At 34.0% G+C, this 18,576-nt stretch carries 18 protein-coding genes; 14 read left to right on the top strand and 4 right to left on the bottom strand.

The window, feature by feature from the left end; translation table 11 throughout:
* The first annotated feature begins 187 nt into the window (after positions 1-187).
* The 7 genes from Anndu_RS16725 (at position 188) to Anndu_RS16695 (ending at position 6,346) form a co-directional block, all read left to right on the top strand.
* Positions 188-1,429, top strand: a complete 1,242-nt coding sequence (locus Anndu_RS16725) for a vWA domain-containing protein (protein ID WP_464102278.1) — start codon at positions 188-190, stop codon at positions 1,427-1,429.
* Between the two features lie 85 nt (positions 1,430-1,514).
* Positions 1,515-2,462, top strand: coding sequence for a diguanylate cyclase domain-containing protein (locus Anndu_RS16720; protein ID WP_464102277.1), 948 nt, complete (start codon positions 1,515-1,517; stop codon positions 2,460-2,462).
* A gap of 85 nt (positions 2,463-2,547) precedes the next feature.
* Positions 2,548-2,778, top strand: a complete 231-nt coding sequence (locus tag Anndu_RS16715) for a NifU family protein (protein ID WP_464102276.1) — start codon at positions 2,548-2,550, stop codon at positions 2,776-2,778.
* 298 nt (positions 2,779-3,076) lie between these two features.
* Positions 3,077-4,054, top strand: a complete 978-nt coding sequence (pstC, locus tag Anndu_RS16710; RefSeq protein WP_464102275.1) for a phosphate ABC transporter permease subunit PstC — start codon at positions 3,077-3,079, stop codon at positions 4,052-4,054.
* A gap of 114 nt (positions 4,055-4,168) precedes the next feature.
* Positions 4,169-5,080, top strand: coding sequence for a phosphate ABC transporter permease PstA (pstA, locus tag Anndu_RS16705; protein ID WP_464102274.1), 912 nt, complete (start codon positions 4,169-4,171; stop codon positions 5,078-5,080).
* 100 nt (positions 5,081-5,180) lie between these two features.
* Positions 5,181-6,002 carry a phosphate ABC transporter ATP-binding protein PstB gene (pstB, locus tag Anndu_RS16700; protein WP_464102273.1) on the top strand — a complete coding sequence of 274 codons (822 nt, stop codon included), beginning with the start codon at positions 5,181-5,183 and terminating at the stop codon, positions 6,000-6,002.
* 179 nt (positions 6,003-6,181) lie between these two features.
* Entirely contained in the window at positions 6,182-6,346 is a 165-nt protein-coding gene (locus Anndu_RS16695; RefSeq protein ID WP_464102272.1) for a hypothetical protein, read from the top strand.
* Between the two features lie 113 nt (positions 6,347-6,459).
* On the opposite strand, the gene Anndu_RS16690 is transcribed toward Anndu_RS16695, so the two are convergent.
* Together Anndu_RS16690 and crtE are read right to left on the bottom strand one after the other, a co-directional pair.
* Positions 6,460-6,915: a divergent PAP2 family protein gene (locus tag Anndu_RS16690; protein WP_464102271.1), complete on the bottom strand. Its 456-nt coding sequence runs from the start codon at positions 6,913-6,915 to the stop codon at positions 6,460-6,462.
* Positions 6,916-7,142: 227 nt separating this feature from the next.
* Positions 7,143-8,072, bottom strand: a complete 930-nt coding sequence (gene crtE / locus Anndu_RS16685; protein ID WP_464102270.1) for a geranylgeranyl diphosphate synthase CrtE — start codon at positions 8,070-8,072, stop codon at positions 7,143-7,145.
* A gap of 174 nt (positions 8,073-8,246) precedes the next feature.
* Here crtE and cysK point away from each other — a divergent pair, with 174 nt between their 5' ends.
* Positions 8,247-9,182: a cysteine synthase A gene (gene cysK / locus Anndu_RS16680; RefSeq protein WP_464102269.1), complete on the top strand. Its 936-nt coding sequence runs from the start codon at positions 8,247-8,249 to the stop codon at positions 9,180-9,182.
* Positions 9,183-9,267: 85 nt separating this feature from the next.
* Positions 9,268-9,873 (top strand): urease accessory protein UreG, encoded by a 606-nt coding sequence (ureG, locus tag Anndu_RS16675; protein WP_464102268.1) that lies wholly within the window; start codon positions 9,268-9,270, stop codon positions 9,871-9,873.
* Positions 9,874-9,993: 120 nt separating this feature from the next.
* On the opposite strand, the gene ppk1 is transcribed toward ureG, so the two are convergent.
* Together ppk1 and Anndu_RS16665 are read right to left on the bottom strand one after the other, a co-directional pair.
* Positions 9,994-12,162: a polyphosphate kinase 1 gene (ppk1, locus tag Anndu_RS16670; RefSeq protein ID WP_464102267.1), complete on the bottom strand. Its 2,169-nt coding sequence runs from the start codon at positions 12,160-12,162 to the stop codon at positions 9,994-9,996.
* A 120-nt stretch (positions 12,163-12,282) separates the two neighbouring features.
* Positions 12,283-14,217, bottom strand: coding sequence for a PP2C family protein-serine/threonine phosphatase (locus tag Anndu_RS16665; protein ID WP_464102266.1), 1,935 nt, complete (start codon positions 14,215-14,217; stop codon positions 12,283-12,285).
* 158 nt (positions 14,218-14,375) lie between these two features.
* Here Anndu_RS16665 and Anndu_RS16660 point away from each other — a divergent pair, with 158 nt between their 5' ends.
* The 5 genes from Anndu_RS16660 to kaiB all read left to right on the top strand — a co-directional run bounded on the left by Anndu_RS16660 (position 14,376) and on the right by kaiB (position 18,505).
* Positions 14,376-15,524, top strand: coding sequence for an FtsW/RodA/SpoVE family cell cycle protein (locus Anndu_RS16660; RefSeq protein WP_464104136.1), 1,149 nt, complete (start codon positions 14,376-14,378; stop codon positions 15,522-15,524).
* Between the two features lie 69 nt (positions 15,525-15,593).
* On the top strand, positions 15,594-15,998 hold the full coding sequence (locus Anndu_RS16655) for a hypothetical protein (protein ID WP_464102265.1): 405 nt from the start codon (positions 15,594-15,596) through the stop codon (positions 15,996-15,998).
* 230 nt (positions 15,999-16,228) lie between these two features.
* Positions 16,229-16,816, top strand: coding sequence for a cell division protein SepF (locus tag Anndu_RS16650; protein ID WP_464102264.1), 588 nt, complete (start codon positions 16,229-16,231; stop codon positions 16,814-16,816).
* 353 nt (positions 16,817-17,169) lie between these two features.
* Positions 17,170-18,060, top strand: coding sequence for a circadian clock protein KaiA (locus tag Anndu_RS16645; protein ID WP_464102263.1), 891 nt, complete (start codon positions 17,170-17,172; stop codon positions 18,058-18,060).
* Positions 18,061-18,190: 130 nt separating this feature from the next.
* Entirely contained in the window at positions 18,191-18,505 is a 315-nt protein-coding gene (gene kaiB / locus Anndu_RS16640) for a circadian clock protein KaiB (RefSeq protein ID WP_464102262.1), read from the top strand.
* Positions 18,506-18,576: the final 71 nt, after the last annotated feature.

Genomic DNA, 18,576 nt, shown 5'->3' with positions numbered 1-18,576 from the left:
TATTGATCAACTTCAATAATTGACAGTGGAGCCTGGGCAATTGACAATTACCTCTAGTTAAAAGTATCAGGAAAAATTAATTTTAAATAGTTGTTACAAAATAAACTATTTTCTAAAACAATCAGTTATTGTAGACAAAAGAAGCTTAAAGCAAATATTTTTATTGTCTTATCAGGAGTAATCATTCATGAAAGTAAATTTACAAGCCTTGTTAAATGATGCTAATGTTGACGCTAATACCAATAATAGTCAACGTCAACTTTCTTTATCTATTTCGGCTTTATCTGATTACAATGATCAAAATTTACCTCTTAATCTTTGTTTAATTTTAGATCATAGCGGTTCAATGCACGGAAAAGCTTTAGAAACAGTCAAAGAAGCCGCCTTAACTCTGGTAGAAAGACTTACCCCTAACGATCGTCTTTGTGTTGTGGCTTTTGATCACCGTGCCAAAGTTATTGTGGAAAATCAATGTGTGAATGACACCTCTGGAATTAAACGCAAAATTATGGATCTTCAAGCCGATGGTGGCACCGCCATTGATGAGGGGATGAAACTGGGGATCGAAGAAGTTTATAAGGGCAGAAATGACACTGTTTCTCAAATCTTTTTATTGACTGATGGTGAAAATGAGCATGGCGATAATAAAAAATGTTTGAAATTGGCTCAAACTGCCTCTGAATATAATATTACCTTTAGTACCCTTGGTTTTGGTGAACATTGGAATCAAGACGTTTTAGAAAAAATTGCAGATTCGGCCGCCGGAAAGTTAGATTATATTCAGTCTCCCGATGATGCAAACTTAGTTTTTCATCGTTTATTTAACCGTGCTAAATCTGTTGGTTTAACTAATGCTCATATTAATTTTGATTTTATGCCTCAGATTCAATTGGCAAAATTAAAACCGATCGCCCAAGTTGCACCTGATACAATTGAATTACCCTATCAAGAGGAAAATGGTAAAATTTTAGTCAGAATAGGAGATTTAATGACAGAAGACTCAAAAGTAATTTTAGCTAATCTTTATTTAGGTCAACTCAATGTAGGTAAACAGGCGATCGCCAATATTCAAGTGCGTTATGAGGATCCAGCCCTTGGTTTAAAAGATTGCTTTTCCGAACTGGTGACAGTTTACGCCAATGTACAACAAGTTTATCAGGCTCAACCCAATCCACAAGTGCAAAAATCAATTTTAGCTTTAGCGAAATACCGTCAAACTCAGATCGCTGAACAAAAATTACAACAGGGAGATAAACTTGGTGCGGCCACGATGTTACAAACGGCGGCGAAAACGGCTTTACAGATGGGCGATCAAGGTGCGGCCACTGTGTTACAAACCAGCGCCACCCGTTTACAAGATGGACAAACTCTTTCTGAAAGCGATCGTAAGAAAACTCGCATTGTTTCTAAAACGATTTTACAAGATTAAAAAAAATATTTATGATCAGGTATCAGCTATCAGCTATTAGCGATCAATTGTCAACTTTTAACTGTCAAATGTCAACTAATTAAATATGTTAAATCAACAGGGTTTACCTTCAGAAAGTAAAATTTTAGTGGTGGCTAATCAAGATGTTAATTATCAGAAAATTTGTCAATTTTTAACGGATTCTGATTATAAAATTCAATGTTTATCTGATAAGTATTTAACGGAAAATACTATTTTAAATCTGATAGAAAATCAAGATATTTCTTTAGTATTTATTGCTGATGATTTTAAAAATATTGATGTTTATGAATTATGTCAAAAAATAAATTTTAACCGTAATCAAATCAAAATACCCCTAATTTTTTTAGGAGAATTGGCTGATAGTAAAGAAAAAATTAAAGCTTTTAAGTTTGGGGCATTAGATTATATTTCTCCCCCCTATTATGAGGAAGAAATTTTAACTAAAGTTAAAACTTTTTTAAGTTTAATTAATTGCCAACAACAACTGTTAAAAATTAACGCAGAACTAGCACAACAAAAAGATGTTGATTGTTTAACTAATTTAGCAAATAAAAATCATTTTCTTGAATATTTAGAACAGGAATGGAATAGATGTGCGAGGGAAAGGGTATCATTAGGAGATGGAGATTATACGATGTTATCTTTAATTTTGATTGGGATTGATCCAATGGAAAATAATAGAATAAGCTCACTTGATCAAGTATTAATTGAAATTGGGATAATTCTCAAAGAAAGATTAAAACGTCCCACTGATTTATTAGCAAGATATGAGGAAAAAATTTTGGGGATTGTGTTACCAAATACGGATTCTAAAGGTTTATTAAAAGTAAGTGAAGTGTTATTTGAGCTACTTAAAAGTATGCAAGAATCAAATTTAATTAAGTTAAGTTTTGGAGGTGTTACCCGTATTCCTTCAAAGGTTTTAGCTTCAGATTTTTTAATTGAGATCGCTTTAGATGCTTTAGAAAAAGCCAAACAAAATCAGAATTATCCCATTTTTATCAACTGTTAAAATTAAGTAAATATCTTAATTGAATGACAAAATTAACTATTTTCTCTAAAATAGGGAACATTAACATAAATTTGAGGTAAATCCGATGGAATTAACAATTAAGAATGTAGAAACCGTTTTAGATGAACTACGTCCCTATTTAATGAATGATGGGGGTAATGTGGAGTTAGTAGGACTTGATGGGCCTATTGTTAAATTAAAATTACAAGGGGCTTGTAACTCTTGCCCAAGTTCAACTGTGACTTTAAAAATGGGTATTGAAAGACGTTTAAAAGAAATGATCCCTGAGATCTACGAAGTTCAACAGGTTATATAGAGTTACCCACAAGTAATAAGTAATAAGTAAGGGCGAAAAGATTTTGATGATTTTAACAACTTATTTAACTAACCTTAAGCTTTTGATAATCATTAAATGATAGTTTTATGAGACAATTTGATTATTGTCTAAATGACAAAAATTCTGTATCAAAGTATACTAATATTAAAAATTGATTTATTTTGATCACTCAAAGACAGTCAGACTTCCGAAATTTTGAGAATTTCGGAAGTTTGTAATTAATATTAAATCTTTGATCTGATTATGTTTAATTGTATTTATTGAATTATTTTTTCTAATGAATCCTAATTTGCCAACTGATCAAGTTTCTTTATGGCAACCTAATCGTCAGAAAAGTAAACTAATTGAATTGATTGTTAAAATAATTTTTGGTTTATTTGCTTTTGTTTCTGTTGCCACAACCATTGGAATTGTTTTAACTTTAATTTTCAATACGATTGATTTTTTTAAAGTTGTTCCTGTGTGGAATTATCTTACTGATCTTAAGTGGACTCCCCTTTTTAGTAGCGCTCAATTTGGCATTTTTGTCTTAATTAGTGCCACTGTTTTATCATCAGTTATTGCCATCATGGTAGCCTTACCTTTAGGACTTTTATCGGCTATTTGTTTAAGTGAATATGCTTCTACTAGAACTCGTAAAATTTTAAAACCAATTTTAGAAATTTTAGCCGGAGTTCCCACAGTTGTTTATGGTTATTTTGCTTTATTATTTGTTACTCCTTTATTAAGAACATCCACACCCGAATGGTTACAAAATATTTTCCCTTGGTGGGATCAATTAATTCCGAGTTTACAGGGTTTTAACTCTTTAAGTGCGGGTATTGTTTTAGGTATTATGATTATGCCTTTAATTGCGTCTTTAAGTGAAGATGCCATCTATGCCGTACCCCAAAGTTTAAGAGATGGTGCTTATGCTTTAGGGGCAACCAAAAGGGAGGTTATTATCTCGGTAGTTTTACCTGCGGCCTTGTCAGGGATCGTTTCTTCTGTGATTTTAGCCGTTTCAAGGGCGATCGGTGAAACCATGATTGTGGCTTTAGCGGCCGGGCAAAATCCCCGTTTAGGGCTTAATCCATTTGTACCAGTCATGACCATGACGGCCTTTATTGTACAGGTAAGTTTAGGGGATACCCCGGCCGGATCGATCGCCTATAAAACTATTTATGCCGTAGGAATGACCTTATTTTTAATAACTTTAATTTTAAATATTTTTAGTTTTTGGTTTGTACGCCGTTTCCGTGAAAAATATGATTAAGTTGTTATTCGTTATTGATTATTTGTTATTCGCCAAAATCTAAAATCAATCAATTAACTAATAACAAATCATCAATAACCCGTAATAAATAACCAATAACAAATAACTTATTTTATGATAGAAAAAAAAGAGCAAAATTCTAATCAAAATCGCTCAAATTTATACGAAGCAGATCTAAAAAAACGCTATAACATCGATCATCTTTTTGCCTTTGCAACTTGGGGGGCGATCCTTATTTCCGTAGCAGTTTTAGCCGTTTTATTAATAGATGTTTGTATAGATGGCGTTCCCAAATTAAATTGGAATTTTTTAACTAGCTTTCCCTCCCGCCGTGCCTCTCAATCTGGCTTATTATCGGCTTTAGTTGGCACAGTTTGGATGATGATCACCGTGGCCGTAGTTGCCTTTCCCATCGGAGTTGGCGCAGGTATTTATTTAGAAGAATTTGCCCAAGATAATTGGTTTAATCGTCTGGTAGAAATTAATATTAATAATTTAGCGGGAGTTCCCTCTATTATTTATGGTTTATTAGGTTTACAAGTATTTGTCAGATTATTAGAACCAATCACTGGTGGTAGAAGTATTTTATCCGGTTCTTTAACAATTGCTTTATTAATTTTACCCGTAATTATTGTGGCCACAAGGGAAGCTTTAAGGGCAATTCCTGATAGTTTAAGATTAGCAGGATACGCTTTAGGCGCAACTAAATGGCAAGTTATTTGGGAACATATTTTACCCCTTGCTTTCCCCGGAATTTTAACAGGAACGATCTTATCTTTATCTCGTGGAATCGGGGAAACCGCCCCTTTAATAACCATTGGGGCTTTAACTTTTATTTCTTTTTTACCTGAAAATTTACACAGTCCTTTTACGGTTTTACCCATTCAAATTTTTAACTGGGTATCCCGTCCCCAACCTGAATTTCATAATATAGCGGCCGCTGGAATTATTGTTTTAATGGCCGTTTTATTAGTGATGAATGCCTGTGCTATTTTCTTAAGAAATAAATTTCAGAAAAAGTTTTAATTTGTTATTAGTTATTAGTTATTTGTTAACTATCCACTTCCCACTTCCCACTTCCCACTATCAATTATCCATTATTACTTATTACTTATTACTTAAATTTATGGTTACAAATACAACTACTGAACAAGATTTATTAATTGATACCCAAAGACCTGTTTTAAGGGCGAAAAGAGTTAATGTTTATTATGGCTCAAACCTTGCAGTTAGGGAGGTATCCCTTGATATTCCCCAAAATAAAGTTATTGCTTTTATTGGGCCTTCTGGTTGTGGTAAAAGTACAATTTTAAGGTGTTTTAACCGCATGAATGATCTCGTTCCTTCTGCTAAAGTTAAAGGTGAAATTACTTTTAAAGGTAAGGATATTTATGCCCCTAAAGTTGATGCGGTTGAGTTAAGAAGTCGCATCGGCATGGTTTTCCAAAAACCTAATCCTTTCCCTAAATCTATTTATGAAAATATTGCTTTTGGTGCAAGAATTAACGGTTATAGGGGAGATTTAGATCAATTAGTCGAAGAATCTTTGAAAAAAGCCGCTTTATGGGATGAGGTGAAGGATAAACTTAAGCAAAGCGGTTTAGCTTTATCCGGTGGTCAACAACAACGCTTATGTATCGCTAGGGCGATCGCCATTGCTCCTGAAGTAATTTTAATGGATGAACCCTGTTCAGCCCTTGATCCCATTTCTACCTTAAAAATTGAAGAATTAATCCAAGAATTAAAATTACAATACACAATTATTATTGTCACCCACAATATGCAACAGGCTTCAAGGGTTTCTGATTATACCGCCTTTTTTAATGCTCAAGCCACCGATGACGGCGATAAAGTGGGCTATTTAGTTGAATATGACGATACAGAAACGATTTTTCAGTCTCCCCATCAACAAGCTACTCAAGAATATGTCAGCGGCCGTTTTGGTTAAGGATCTTCACTAAAAATTGTCAAGGGATCAAAATGTAACTAATTATTAAATTGTGATGGAAATCACAATTTTTTTTTGTATTTTGTTTATGATAAAGGTAAAGAACAGGTTAAGAACAAGTTAATAAACCAAAATTAAAAAAACAAACTATAAAAAATTAGATTTTAAGGAGATTAATTATGATTGCTTTAATTACAGCCAAAAATCCAAAATCAGTAGCAAAAGTACCCCAAAAGTTTGAGATTAGCGCACCAAATTTAGATACAAAAAAAAGCCGTTTAGTGGCTCAATGGTTATCAGATGATCAAGGTCATCGTTATTGTCAATGGGTTACCATTGAGTAATTAATTACACACATCTACTTAATAAGTAATAAATAACAATAACAAAAGGGGTGAACGGCCGTTCACCCCTACAAAGTTTGTTTTTTTAACTGTTAATTGATTACTGTTAATCCTTAAATTACTGGTTGCATCATTAAGGCGATCACAATGCCCAACATCAAGCCGACAAAAACTTGTATCGGTGTATGGCCTAATAATTCTTTGAGGCGATCTTCATTAAATTCTTTTCCTTCTTCAAATAATTCATCTAATAATTGATTTAAAATTCTCGCTTGTTTACCGGCCGCTTGTCTGACTCCGGCCGCATCATACATGACGATCACCGCAAATAAACAAGCGATCGCAAAGTCGGGACTTGACCAGCCCATAGTTTGACCTACGGCGGTGGCTAAACCCGCCACTAAAGCCGAATGGGCGCTAGGCATTCCCCCCGAACTAACAAAAGTACGCACATTGATTTTTTTTTGTTTAATTAATTCAACAATAATTTTAAAGCCCTGTGCCGTAAAACAAGCCACCAGAGAAACCAATAAAACATGATTTTCAGCAATTTGGTCAAAGATATTCATAGTCAGGAATCAAAAAACAGTAATCTGTGAAAAATAATTAGACATCTCCATTAATTAAGATTTTTTGCTAGTAGTTCAGGCAAAAGAGCCTAATTGTTGGGGATGCCTACGAGTTAGGGCTTAATCAGATTAAGCCCTACAATTGAAAAGTGAACAGTAAATTTAATTATTAAGTATAATCGTTTACAGTAATTTTGAGATCAATCAGATATGTTTGTTTTGATTGATTAAGATTTACGATTAACAATAAATTGGGCGATCTCCTGTAAAGGAAAAGCTTTTTCTCCATAACAATTTAAAGTATTAATCGCCTGATCAATCAAATTTTGAGCTTGTTTTTTCGATTCTTCTAAGCCCCAAATACTAGGATAAGTGGCTTTTTGAGCTTTTAAATCTTTTCCGGCGGTTTTCCCTAATTCCTCTTGAGTGGCCGTAATATCTAAAATATCATCTATAATCTGAAAAGCTAAACCAATATTTTGAGCATAAAGGGTTAATTTTTCTAAATCTTCAGGTTTTGCACCTGCTAAAATTGCACCGGATAAAACCGATGTTTCTAGTAAAGCTCCGGTTTTTCGGGTGTGGATAAAAGTTAAAGTTTCGGCGGAAATATCCGGCTTACCCTCACATTCTAAGTCTACCACTTGACCACCGACTAAACCCCTTGCGCCCACAGCTTTCCCTAAACGGAAAATTACCTTTAAAATTTCAGTGGGAGGAACATTTTTGGTTTTGTCTACCACATATTCAAAAGCGTAGGCCAATAAACCATCTCCGGCTAAAATGGCTATATCTTCACCATATATTTTATGATTGGTTAATTTTCCGCGCCGATAGTCGTCATTATCCATAGCGGGAAGATCATCATGTATTAAAGACATGGTGTGGATCATCTCTAAAGCACAGGCCGTTGGTAAAGACATTTCTTGAGTGCCTCCGAATAACTCACAAGCGGACAAACAGAGGATCGGACGTAATCTTTTACCCCCTGCTAAGAGGGAATAACGCATGGCTTCATAGATTTTTTCTGGCTTAATAATGGGTAAAGAATCATCTAAAGCTTGATCAACGATCACTTTTTTCTCTTTTAAATAGGTTTCGAGATCGAAATTAATCAAAGTTTGACCTGTGACGATTTTATTTTCAGTTGTCATCATAATTTTAGTTACCAATAAATCGTTATCATTGTTTTTCTCATTGTACAAGCAATAATCCCACAAATTGGATCGGGATTTGTGTTAAAAATTGTTGACTTAATTTCTCAAGTCTCAACCTTCTTATGTGATAATAGGGATAATGATAAACACACCTCAAATCAATGATTGATACCCATGAAAATTGCTCATAACATTACTGAATTAATTGGTGGCACTCCTTTAGTCCAATTAAACCGCATTCCTCAAGCTGAGGGCTGTTTGGCTCAAATTGTGGTTAAATTAGAGGGAATGAATCCGGCCGCCTCGGTTAAAGATCGCATCGGTGCGAATATGATTAAAGTTGCGGAAAAAGAAGGTTTAATTACCCCTGGTAAAACGGTTTTAGTTGAGCCGACTTCCGGCAATACGGGTATTGCTTTAGCGATGGTAGCGGCCGCTAGGGGTTACGAATTAATTTTAACTATGCCTGAAACCATGAGTCAGGAAAGACGGGCAATGTTAAAGGCTTACGGTGCAAAATTAGAGTTAACTCCGGGTAGTCTGGGGATGACTGGTGCGATCGCCAAAGCTCAAGAAATAGTGGATCAAATTCCTGATGCTTATATGTTACAACAGTTTCAAAATGAGGCCAATCCGGCTATTCATCGCTTAACTACGGCTGAAGAAATTTGGCAAGATACGGACGGAAAAGTTGATATTTTAATTTCTGGCGTGGGTACGGGTGGTACAATTACCGGAGTAGCGGAAGCTCTGAAAGCTCGAAAACCTGATTTTAAAGCGATCGCTGTTGAACCTACTAATAGTCCGGTTTTATCTGGCGGGAAGCCCGGCCCCCATAAAATTCAGGGCATCGGAGCGGGTTTTGTCCCCGATGTGTTAAAAAGAGAGGTAATTGATGAAATTATCACGGTTTCCGATGAAGAAGCGATCGCTTTTAGTCGGCGTTTAGCAAGGGAAGAAGGGGTTTTATCTGGTATATCTTCAGGTGCGGCCTTATCGGCGGCCATTCAAGTGGCTAAACGTCCAGAAAATAAAGATAAATTGATTGTGATGATTCAACCTAGTTTTGGTGAGCGTTATCTGAGTACGGTTTTATTTCAAGATTTATAAATTAATCATTGGTCATTAGTCATTAGTCATCAGTTTTTTTTATATTAATTATCAATTACTAATTATTAAGTATTAATTATTAGAAATGAATATTTTAAGAGTGGGAATAGCCGGCCCAGTGGGTTCTGGAAAAACGGCTTTAGTTGATGCTTTATGTAAAGAAATGGGCAAAAAATGGCAAATAGGGGTAGTTACAAATGATATTTATACCCAAGAAGATGCCCAATTTTTAATCATATCTCAAGCGCTTAATGCTGATCGAATTATAGGAGTAGAAACGGGAGGTTGTCCCCATACGGCGATTAGGGAAGATGCCTCGATTAATTTAACAGCAATTGAAGAATTAGAAGTTAAATTTACTAACTTAAATTTAATTTTTGTAGAAAGCGGAGGAGATAATTTAGCGGCAACTTTTAGCCCTGAATTAGTTGATTTAACTATTTATGTAATTGATGTGGCCGCAGGGGATAAAATACCCCGTAAAGGGGGGCCGGGCATCACTAAATCTGATTTATTAGTCATCAATAAAATTGATTTAGCGCCTTTTGTGGGTGCAAGTTTAGATGTGATGAAAAGAGATAGTGAAAAAATGCGAGGTCATAAACCTTTTTTATTTACTAATCTTAAAACTAAAGAAGGTTTAATAGATATTATTAATTTTATTGAAAAATATTTAACAATTGACAATTGACAATTATCAAAGGATCATTTTTAGTTTCAATAGTTAATAACTTATTACTTATTATTTGTTATTTTTTGTTATTATTTATTATTTTTTATTACTAATAAGTAATTAGTTATTACTTATTACTTAATCCTCAACTCCTGCTAATTCTAAAGCCATTTCCATTAAAATATTGTGGGCGCATTGTTGCCGATCTTCACTAGGGGCTTTTCTTTGAGTATAACTGCCATTGGCACTAAGATCCCATGCTTGACGATTATCAGCTAATAGTATGCCTAGAATTTCCTGTAAATCACTCATTAATTCAGGAGATTCTACGGGGGTAATTGCTTCCACACGGCGGTTTAAATTACGACTCATCCAGTCAGCACTTCCGATATAAATTTCCTCTTTCCCGCCATTTTGAAAGTAAAAAATGCGCGAATGTTCAAGAAATCTGCCGATAATACTAATCACTTTAATATTATCACTAACCCCTTCAACTCCCGGCCGTAAACAACAAACTCCCCTGATAATTAAATCAATTTTAACACCCGCACAAGAGGCTTTATATAATTCTAAAATCATTTTTTGATCCACTAAAGCGTTCATTTTTGCCACAATTCTTCCCGTTCCTCCATTTTTAGCAATTTCCGTTTCACGGCGGATCAATTCAGTCATTTTTTCCCGTAAATTAACGGGTGCTACTAATAATTTACGGTAGGATTTTTGACGGGAATAACCTGTTAAAAAATTAAATAAATCTGTTAAATCTGCTCCCAATTCTTCCCGACAACTTAAGAGGCCTAAATCCGTATATAAACGGGCTGTTTTATGGTTATAATTTCCTGTCCCAATATGAACATAACGCCGGATTTTATCGTCTTCTTGACGTACTACTAAAACCACTTTAGTGTGTGTTTTTAATCCTACCAAACCATAGACTACATGAACGCCTTTTTGTTCTAATTTTCTTGCCCAATTAATGTTATTTTCTTCATCGAAACGTGCTTTTAATTCAACTAATACAGCCACTTGTTTTCCATTTTCGGCGGCCGCAATTAAAGCATTAACAATTGGGGAATCGCCAGAGGTACGATAAAGGGTCATTTTAATGGCTTGAACTTTCGGATCGTAGGCGGCTTGATTGATTAATTGTTGTACGGTATCACTAAAGGAATGATAGGGATGATGTACTAATAAATCCCCCTTACGAATTAAGCTAAAAATATCATCTTCTTGAGAGTTTTTACTACTATCTTCAAGGGTGGTTATTTCTTTTAAATTTTGAAATTCTTTAGGGATAACTGGAGTCCAAGGAGTATCTTTTAAGTCGGGTAAATCTAAGGCAATTAATGACATTAAATCCCCTAAACCAAGTAAGCCTTCCACATCATAAACATCATTTTCTTCTAAGTCTAATTCTTGAATTAATTTACTTCTTAAATGTTTAGGAATACTATCATTAATTTCTAATCTAACAGAAGAACCGCCAAATTTACGGCGATATAAACCTTCTTCGATCGCCAATAATAGGTCTTCTGCTTCATCTTCTTCTACGGCCAGATCGGCATTTCTCGTAACACGAAAAGGATAACATTCCTGTATATTCATTCCGGGGAATAAGGATTCTAAATTATGGGCAATAACCTGTTCTAAGGTTACACCAAGCCAAATTCCAGTTTTTCCAGTAGTACCTTGTCTTAAATGTTTGGGTAATTGAACAAAGCGAGGTAAGACATCAGGAACTTTAATTCTAGCGAATAATTCTTCTTGAGTTTCGGGATCTTGAATAATCACCGCTAAATTCATACTTAAATTAGAAATATAGGGGAAAGGATGACTAGGATCGATCGCTAAAGGGGTTAAAACTGGGAAGATATTTTCTTCAAAAAATTGATGTAAATAAGCCCTTTGTTCTTGGGTTAAATCAACATAATTTAATAAAAAAATACCCTTTTCAATTAATAAAGGGCGCAAAGTTTCTTCAAAGTGTTGAACTTGTTTTTTTATGAAGGGATAAAGTCTTTCTCTAATGGCTAATAATTGTTCATTAGGGGTGCGGCCATCGGGTGTTAATTTGGTCACTCCAGCCAAAGCTTGTTGTTTTAAACCTGCCACTCTAACCATGAAAAATTCATCTAAATTGGAGCTAAAAATAGCCATAAATTTAAGACGTTCTAATAAAGGAGTACGGGGATCAAAAGCTTCATTTAAAACTCGATAATTAAATTCTAACCAACTTAATTCTCGGTTAAAATAATATTGAGGATCTTTAAGATTTATGGTATTATTTGTAATCGTTGCGTTAGTCATATTATTTACAAGAGATAAATTTAATAATTAACAGAATAACTAGAGGATTGAAAATATTAATTAATCAAGATTATATATCATGTCCGTATAATTGTATTTTATTTCTTTTTGGTTTTTTTGTTAAGTCGCCCTATTTTGATTTTGCTCTATCTTTTCAGTTGAATTTTGCTCAAAAATTTGCTCACGCCATTGCTTTATTTGTTGAGGATTGATTAACCATTGAATTACAATAATAATTAAACCCATTAACAATAATAAACCAATAGAACCTAAACTCACAAAAATTATTTTTGATCCCATCTTTAACCACTTTTTTGACTCAGAAGATGCTTTAATTTTTTCCTCTGAAATAATCTCCGCATTGATGGTATGATCTGCTAAAATTTCTCCTTTTTCTACCGGAGAAAATAAAACTAAACCCTGAGATTTTTCCCGTAATTGTGAAGTAAATTCAGCAGAAGATGGAACAAAAATTTTATTGATTTCTGGTCTAAATTCTTCTAAATTAACTAAAATAGGAGGTTGATTATGGACACGATAAACAGCCACAACTACCGATAAATTATCATGGCCATTATAAGCAGTTCCTTCTACTAATAAAGATTCAACAATATCCTCTAATGGCCTCTTTTCTAATAACATCTCATTGGCAAATTTCTGCCAATTTTTTTCCAGAAAATTATAATCACTTAAACCATCAGAACATAACAATAAAATTCCATCTTCTTCTATAATAAATCTTTGAATTGTTGGTTTAATCTGATCTCCTTCTTTAGTACCTAAAGCTTGAGTTAAAGCACTACCATTAGGATTTTTTAAGGCTAATTGATAAGTAGAATGGCCTAATTTTACTTCCCTTGTGGTTAAATCATGATCGATCGTGAGTTTTTCACACTTTTGTGAGGTTAACCAATAGGCTCGACTATCCCCCACATGGGCAATATATAACTCATGACTATTCCCCCCAACGGACTCAGCTTTACCAATTAGTTGAGGTAGTTGTAAAGCCATCACCAAGGTAGTTCCCATCCTTTTGCGCCCTTCTCTCCCTTGCTGATCATTTCTGGCCGCAATCATATTATTAGCAATGCGAATAATCGCCCCTAAATGCTCTTTGACTAGATCCGGAGTCATAATTTCCGGTTCTTGAGCAATCTCCCTTAATAATGCTTGTATTTGGAGTTTAATCGTACTAATTGCTAATTGAGAAGCCACTTCTCCCCCTTCATGCCCCTCAATACCATCGCAAACGATCATTAATTGAGAAGCAATTACACTCACAATTTCATTATATTGACTGGGTAAATCCTCACTACGGGGGTAATAACTATCTTCATTATGAGTCGGTTGAGTGCCTAAAGCCGTGCCACTGGCTATTTTTACCTGTAAAGGCTGAATTGAAGCAACCTCTAATAGTAAATCATTCAGATTTTTACCGATTTGCTGATAGTTAATATCCTCTGTTTGTAAAGTTTTAATTAAGTCTGATAAGGGTAAAGTAAAAGATGATTTTGTAAACCCTAACAATTTCTCCCAATTATGAGCTAACTGAGTAATCAGACTTTCTTCTGAGGATTCATCTTGATATAATTGAGTTAAACGAACTCGCCACCCTTGTACCCTAATATTTTCAGGGATCAATAAACTTTTAACTAAATTAAAATCTTTTAAAATTGACCATAGTTCCCAAATTTGCCATAACCAGTATAATTGACGTACTTCCGTGGCCTGTGACCAAGCTTCTTCTAAACTAGGATAAAGTTCTCCATTAGGGGTAATAGGCGCATTTTCTAATAAAATATAATCTTTTTCTTGAAAATTTAAAATAGTATAAAGGTAAGGCAAATGTAAACTATGAGGAAATAATTTAAAATAAGGAATTAAATCATCACTAAAATTTTCTGGTAACAATAGTTCAACTTGAGGCTGGGTATCTAACCAAATATTTGGAGTTATTACCTCATATCGTCCTGCAATTAATTCTGAATTAGGTAAGTTAATTTGATCGCCTACTACCCACAAATAAACTTGCGTTGAAGTTTGAGAATTATCCATAAATTTAATTAATAATAGATTGATCTTTTTTTTAGAATCTTGATTTGCCTAATTAATTGTCAATTGTTCATTGTTAAATGTCAACTAATAATTGCTATAATTGTATATTCATTTTATTAATATTGATCTTGACACTTGCGTTAAAAAAATTGTTAAAAATCCTTCAATTTTTAATTCCTTTGATCGATCCAGAAGTCAAAGACTGGGGAATGGAAGCTAGAATTATCCGTTGGTTAACCTTGATCTGGTTATTAATTGGTTTAATTGTAATGTTTTCGGCTTCCTATCCCGTGGCCGATGCCGAACAAGGTGACGGCTTATATTATTTTAAACGCCAATTGATCTGGGTGTGGTTAGGTTTAATTATTTTAAATTTAATTGTCCGAATACCTCTTAAATATATCCTCAATAGTGCTAAATGGGGCATATTATTAGTTTTATTTTTAATTATTTTAACCCTAATTCCGGGCTTAGGTACAACCGTAAACGGTGCAACCCGTTGGATCAGTATAGGGCCTATTCCCATTCAACCTTCAGAGTTAATGAAACCCTTTTTAGTTTTACAAGGGGCTAATATATTTGGCCGGTGGTATCGTTATAGTTGGACAACTAGGGGCATTTGGCTCGGAATTTTTATGATCACCCTTGGCTGTATCTTATTACAACCAAACCTTAGTACAACGGCCTTATGTGGGCTGAGTTTATGGTTAATTGCCTTAGCCGGAAATTTGCCCATGATCTATCTTTCAGTTTCAGCCTTACTAGGGGCGGTAACAGGGGTGATCAGTATTAGTTTACAAGATTATCAACGCCGCAGGGTCATGTCATTTATGGATCCTTGGTCAGATCCGTGGGGTGACGGTTATCAATTAGTACAAAGTCTTTTAGCAGTAGGATCGGGGGGAACTTCCGGCACAGGTTTTGGCCTATCTCAACAAAAATTATTTTATTTACCAATTCAATATACGGACTTTATTTTTGCAGTTTTTGCCGAAGAATTTGGCTTTATTGGAGGTATTATTCTACTAATTTTATTGATTAGTTATGCTAGTTTAGCTCTCTATGTTTCCTTTAAAACTCGTCATCCCGTTAAGCGTTTAGTCGCCATCGGCGTGATGGTATTTATGGTAGGACAATCTTTATTAAATATTGGAGTAGCCACTGGGGCTTTACCCACCACTGGCTTACCTTTACCTTTATTTAGTTATGGGGGAAGTTCCGTTATTTCCAGTTTAGTTTTAGCCGCTTTGTTGATTAGAGTAGCCAGAGAATCTAATGAAGCTGAAATTGTATCAATTAATAATTAAAAATTATGTGAAGTTAAATTAAAAAATTAAACTAATCTCATCTAAATTAGAACCTTAGAAAAAGATGTAATGAGAAAAATTTTAAAATTAATTCAAAAATTATTTAAGTTTTTTTTCCCCAGAAAAAAGAAGCGATTTGATTATTCTAAGCGCTATTCTTCTCGCTGGTCATTAATTAGTAAACAGGCAAAACTAGCCACAAAATATCATTGTTGTCTATGCCATAAAAAAAGTAAATATTTAGAAGTTCACCATGCAATGTATAGTAATTGGTTAGGATTTTCCATCGCCGGAAAAGAAGAATTAGGAACTAATATTTTTCCACTGTGTTTACCCTGTCATCATCAAGCCCATTTGAATTGTAATTATATTAAAGATAAAAAAAATCCAGTTTTAAGGAATAGAAATACACCTCAATTTCATCGAACCTTAATTAATAGTTATTCTTCCCTAAAAAGAAAATTAAAAAAGTAAATTTGTCAGCCTCATTGTCAAGTTTAATTTCAAGACTTGACCCCGCCAATATTGTCCTTTGATCTCACAACAAGTAAAAATTATCAGATAAAAGTCCGTATGATTAAAAAATTAAGCTAAACTAAAACAAAGTTAATCAGTTTGAGTTAAATTTTTCTAACATCTAACTTTCAATCCCCTTTTTTAGACTTCTCATATTACAATTAGAGTCGTACAGGAACTAAAAGATTATGGTATTTAATAGATTAAAAAGTATGATTGGGTTCAATGAACCCGAAGAATACGAAGAATACTATGACGAGGATGAAGTTCAAGAGCAAGAAGTTCAACCGATCGCCGTTGAACCCCCCGTCCCCGTTGTAGAAGAAGATCGTCCGAGTCGTCGTCGGATGAGAGAACGTTCAAATGTTAATCCCTCAGAAATTGGAATGAATCAAAATTCAAGAAATAATGTTATTGGAATGCCAGGAGTCGGCAGTCCGATGGCTGAAGTCGTGGTAGTTGAACCACGTTCTTTTGAAGAAATGCCTCAAGTGATCCAAGCCTTAAGAGAGCGCCGCTCGATCGTCTTAAATTTAACCATGATGGACACAGATGAGGCACAAAGAGCAGTTGATTTTGTGGCCGGTGGCACTTATGCCATTGACGGACATCAAGAACGCATTGGAGAAAGTATTTTTCTGTTTACCCCCAGTTGTGTTCAAGTTAGCACCCAGTCGGGAGTTGTACATGAAGTTCCTTCCACTCACAAAATGGCGGCTCGTCCAACTGCCCCAACTCCGGCTTGGGCTACCGAACCTGAACGAATGGCACAATAGTTTGATTGGCCTGAAGTTCATGTTTGACAATTGACAGGGGACAGTTGACAATAAACAATAAGTTTTTTAATTGTCAATTGTCAACTGATAATCTAAACCCCATCTCATGGCAATTTGATCATTAATTTTTATTTTCCACCATCATTAAAACTATTTAATTTTATCTCTAATTTTTCGACAATTGATCCTATTTCTTCACCCAATATTTACTCAAAACTTTACAAATCTCAAGTTTTGGGCAAATGTTGATCACGCTGAAAAAAATATGTAAGATTATTATATAATATTAAATAAAGATTATTTTTTCTAATGCTCAATTATTGATTAACTAAATTATTATTCAATGTCTGATCGTGTCTAAAACCTTAAAATTCCGATTATTTCTCTGTATTTTTGTCCCTAGTAAAGAACTTACTCAGTCTTTAAATCTATTACTGAGCAGTGATCGCTATGAGCCTCAATGGATTAATAATTCAGAGCAATTTTTATCTTTTGTCGAAACAAATAAAGAACAAATAGATTGTTTAATTGTACTGAAAAAACCTTCAGTGATTACTTCACTTAATCAACTTTATTCTAAAGGGATTCTCTTACCTTTAATTATTATTGAAGAAAAACCCGAATTAGAAAATAGTGTTTTATATCATGCAGGAGAAATCTCCTTAGCTTTGACCAATTTAGAAACTATTCCCATCGCCATTGATCAAGCAATGGCACAATTTCTGCACTTAGGCCCTAGTTGTCCGCTCTCGGAACATTTAGCCTCATTAAATGGAGAAAATGGCGAAAATCCCCAAACTTTTCTATTATTACAACAAAGAAGATTAGCCGAAAAACTAAAAGAAAGATTGGGTTATTTAGGGGTATATTATAAACGTAATCCCCAATATTTTTATCGTAATCTAATAGAAATAGAACAAAAAGAATTAACCGCTCAACTTAATTTAGAATATCGTCAAATTATTTTAAATTATTTTATAGATGATATAGAAACAAATCAAGCCATTGATCAATTTGTCAATCGTGCCTTTTTCGCCGATATTTCCGTCTCACAAATTTTGGAGATGCACATGGAATTAATGGATGAATTTTCTCAACAATTAAAATTAGAGGGCAGAAGTGAAGAAATTTTACTAGATTATCGTTTAGCTTTAATTGATATGATCGCCCATCTTTGTGAAATGTATCGCCGCTCGATCCCTAGAGAAGATCTACCCTTCGATGTATTATTTCATGTAGATTAAAATTATTTAATCAATCTTTATTATCTTATAATATTTTTTGGTCAAATTTTCTTGTACAATAAATATTAATATAAAATTTGATCTTATCTTATATTTATTCTATCAATTTTTACTTTTATTTTTAAATTCTATGAGTCCTCTCAAAAAAACATACGTTCTTAAACTTTATGTGGCAGGAAATACTCCTAACTCAGTTAGGGCATTGAAAACCTTAAAAAATATCTTAGAACAGGAATTTCAAGGAGTTTATGCGTTAAAAGTGATTGATGTATTAAAAAATCCCCAGTTAGCTGAAGAAGATAAAATTTTAGCCACCCCTACTTTATCAAAGGTTTTACCTCCCCCCGTGCGCAAAATTATCGGCGATCTATCCGATCGAGAGAAAGTTTTGATTGGCTTAGATTTACTTTATGAAGAAATTAGGGAAAGGGAAAATAATCTCTAACTTCAATTGAGATTTGATGGTGATCTAGATTTTAAAATTTATTCTAATTACAAAAACTTTTATTATTAATT

The sequence above is a fragment of the Annamia dubia NIES-4383 genome (genome assembly GCF_055394725.1).
Note: the sequence above shows the minus strand (reverse complement) of the source record. Positions and strands in the feature narration are given on the sequence as shown.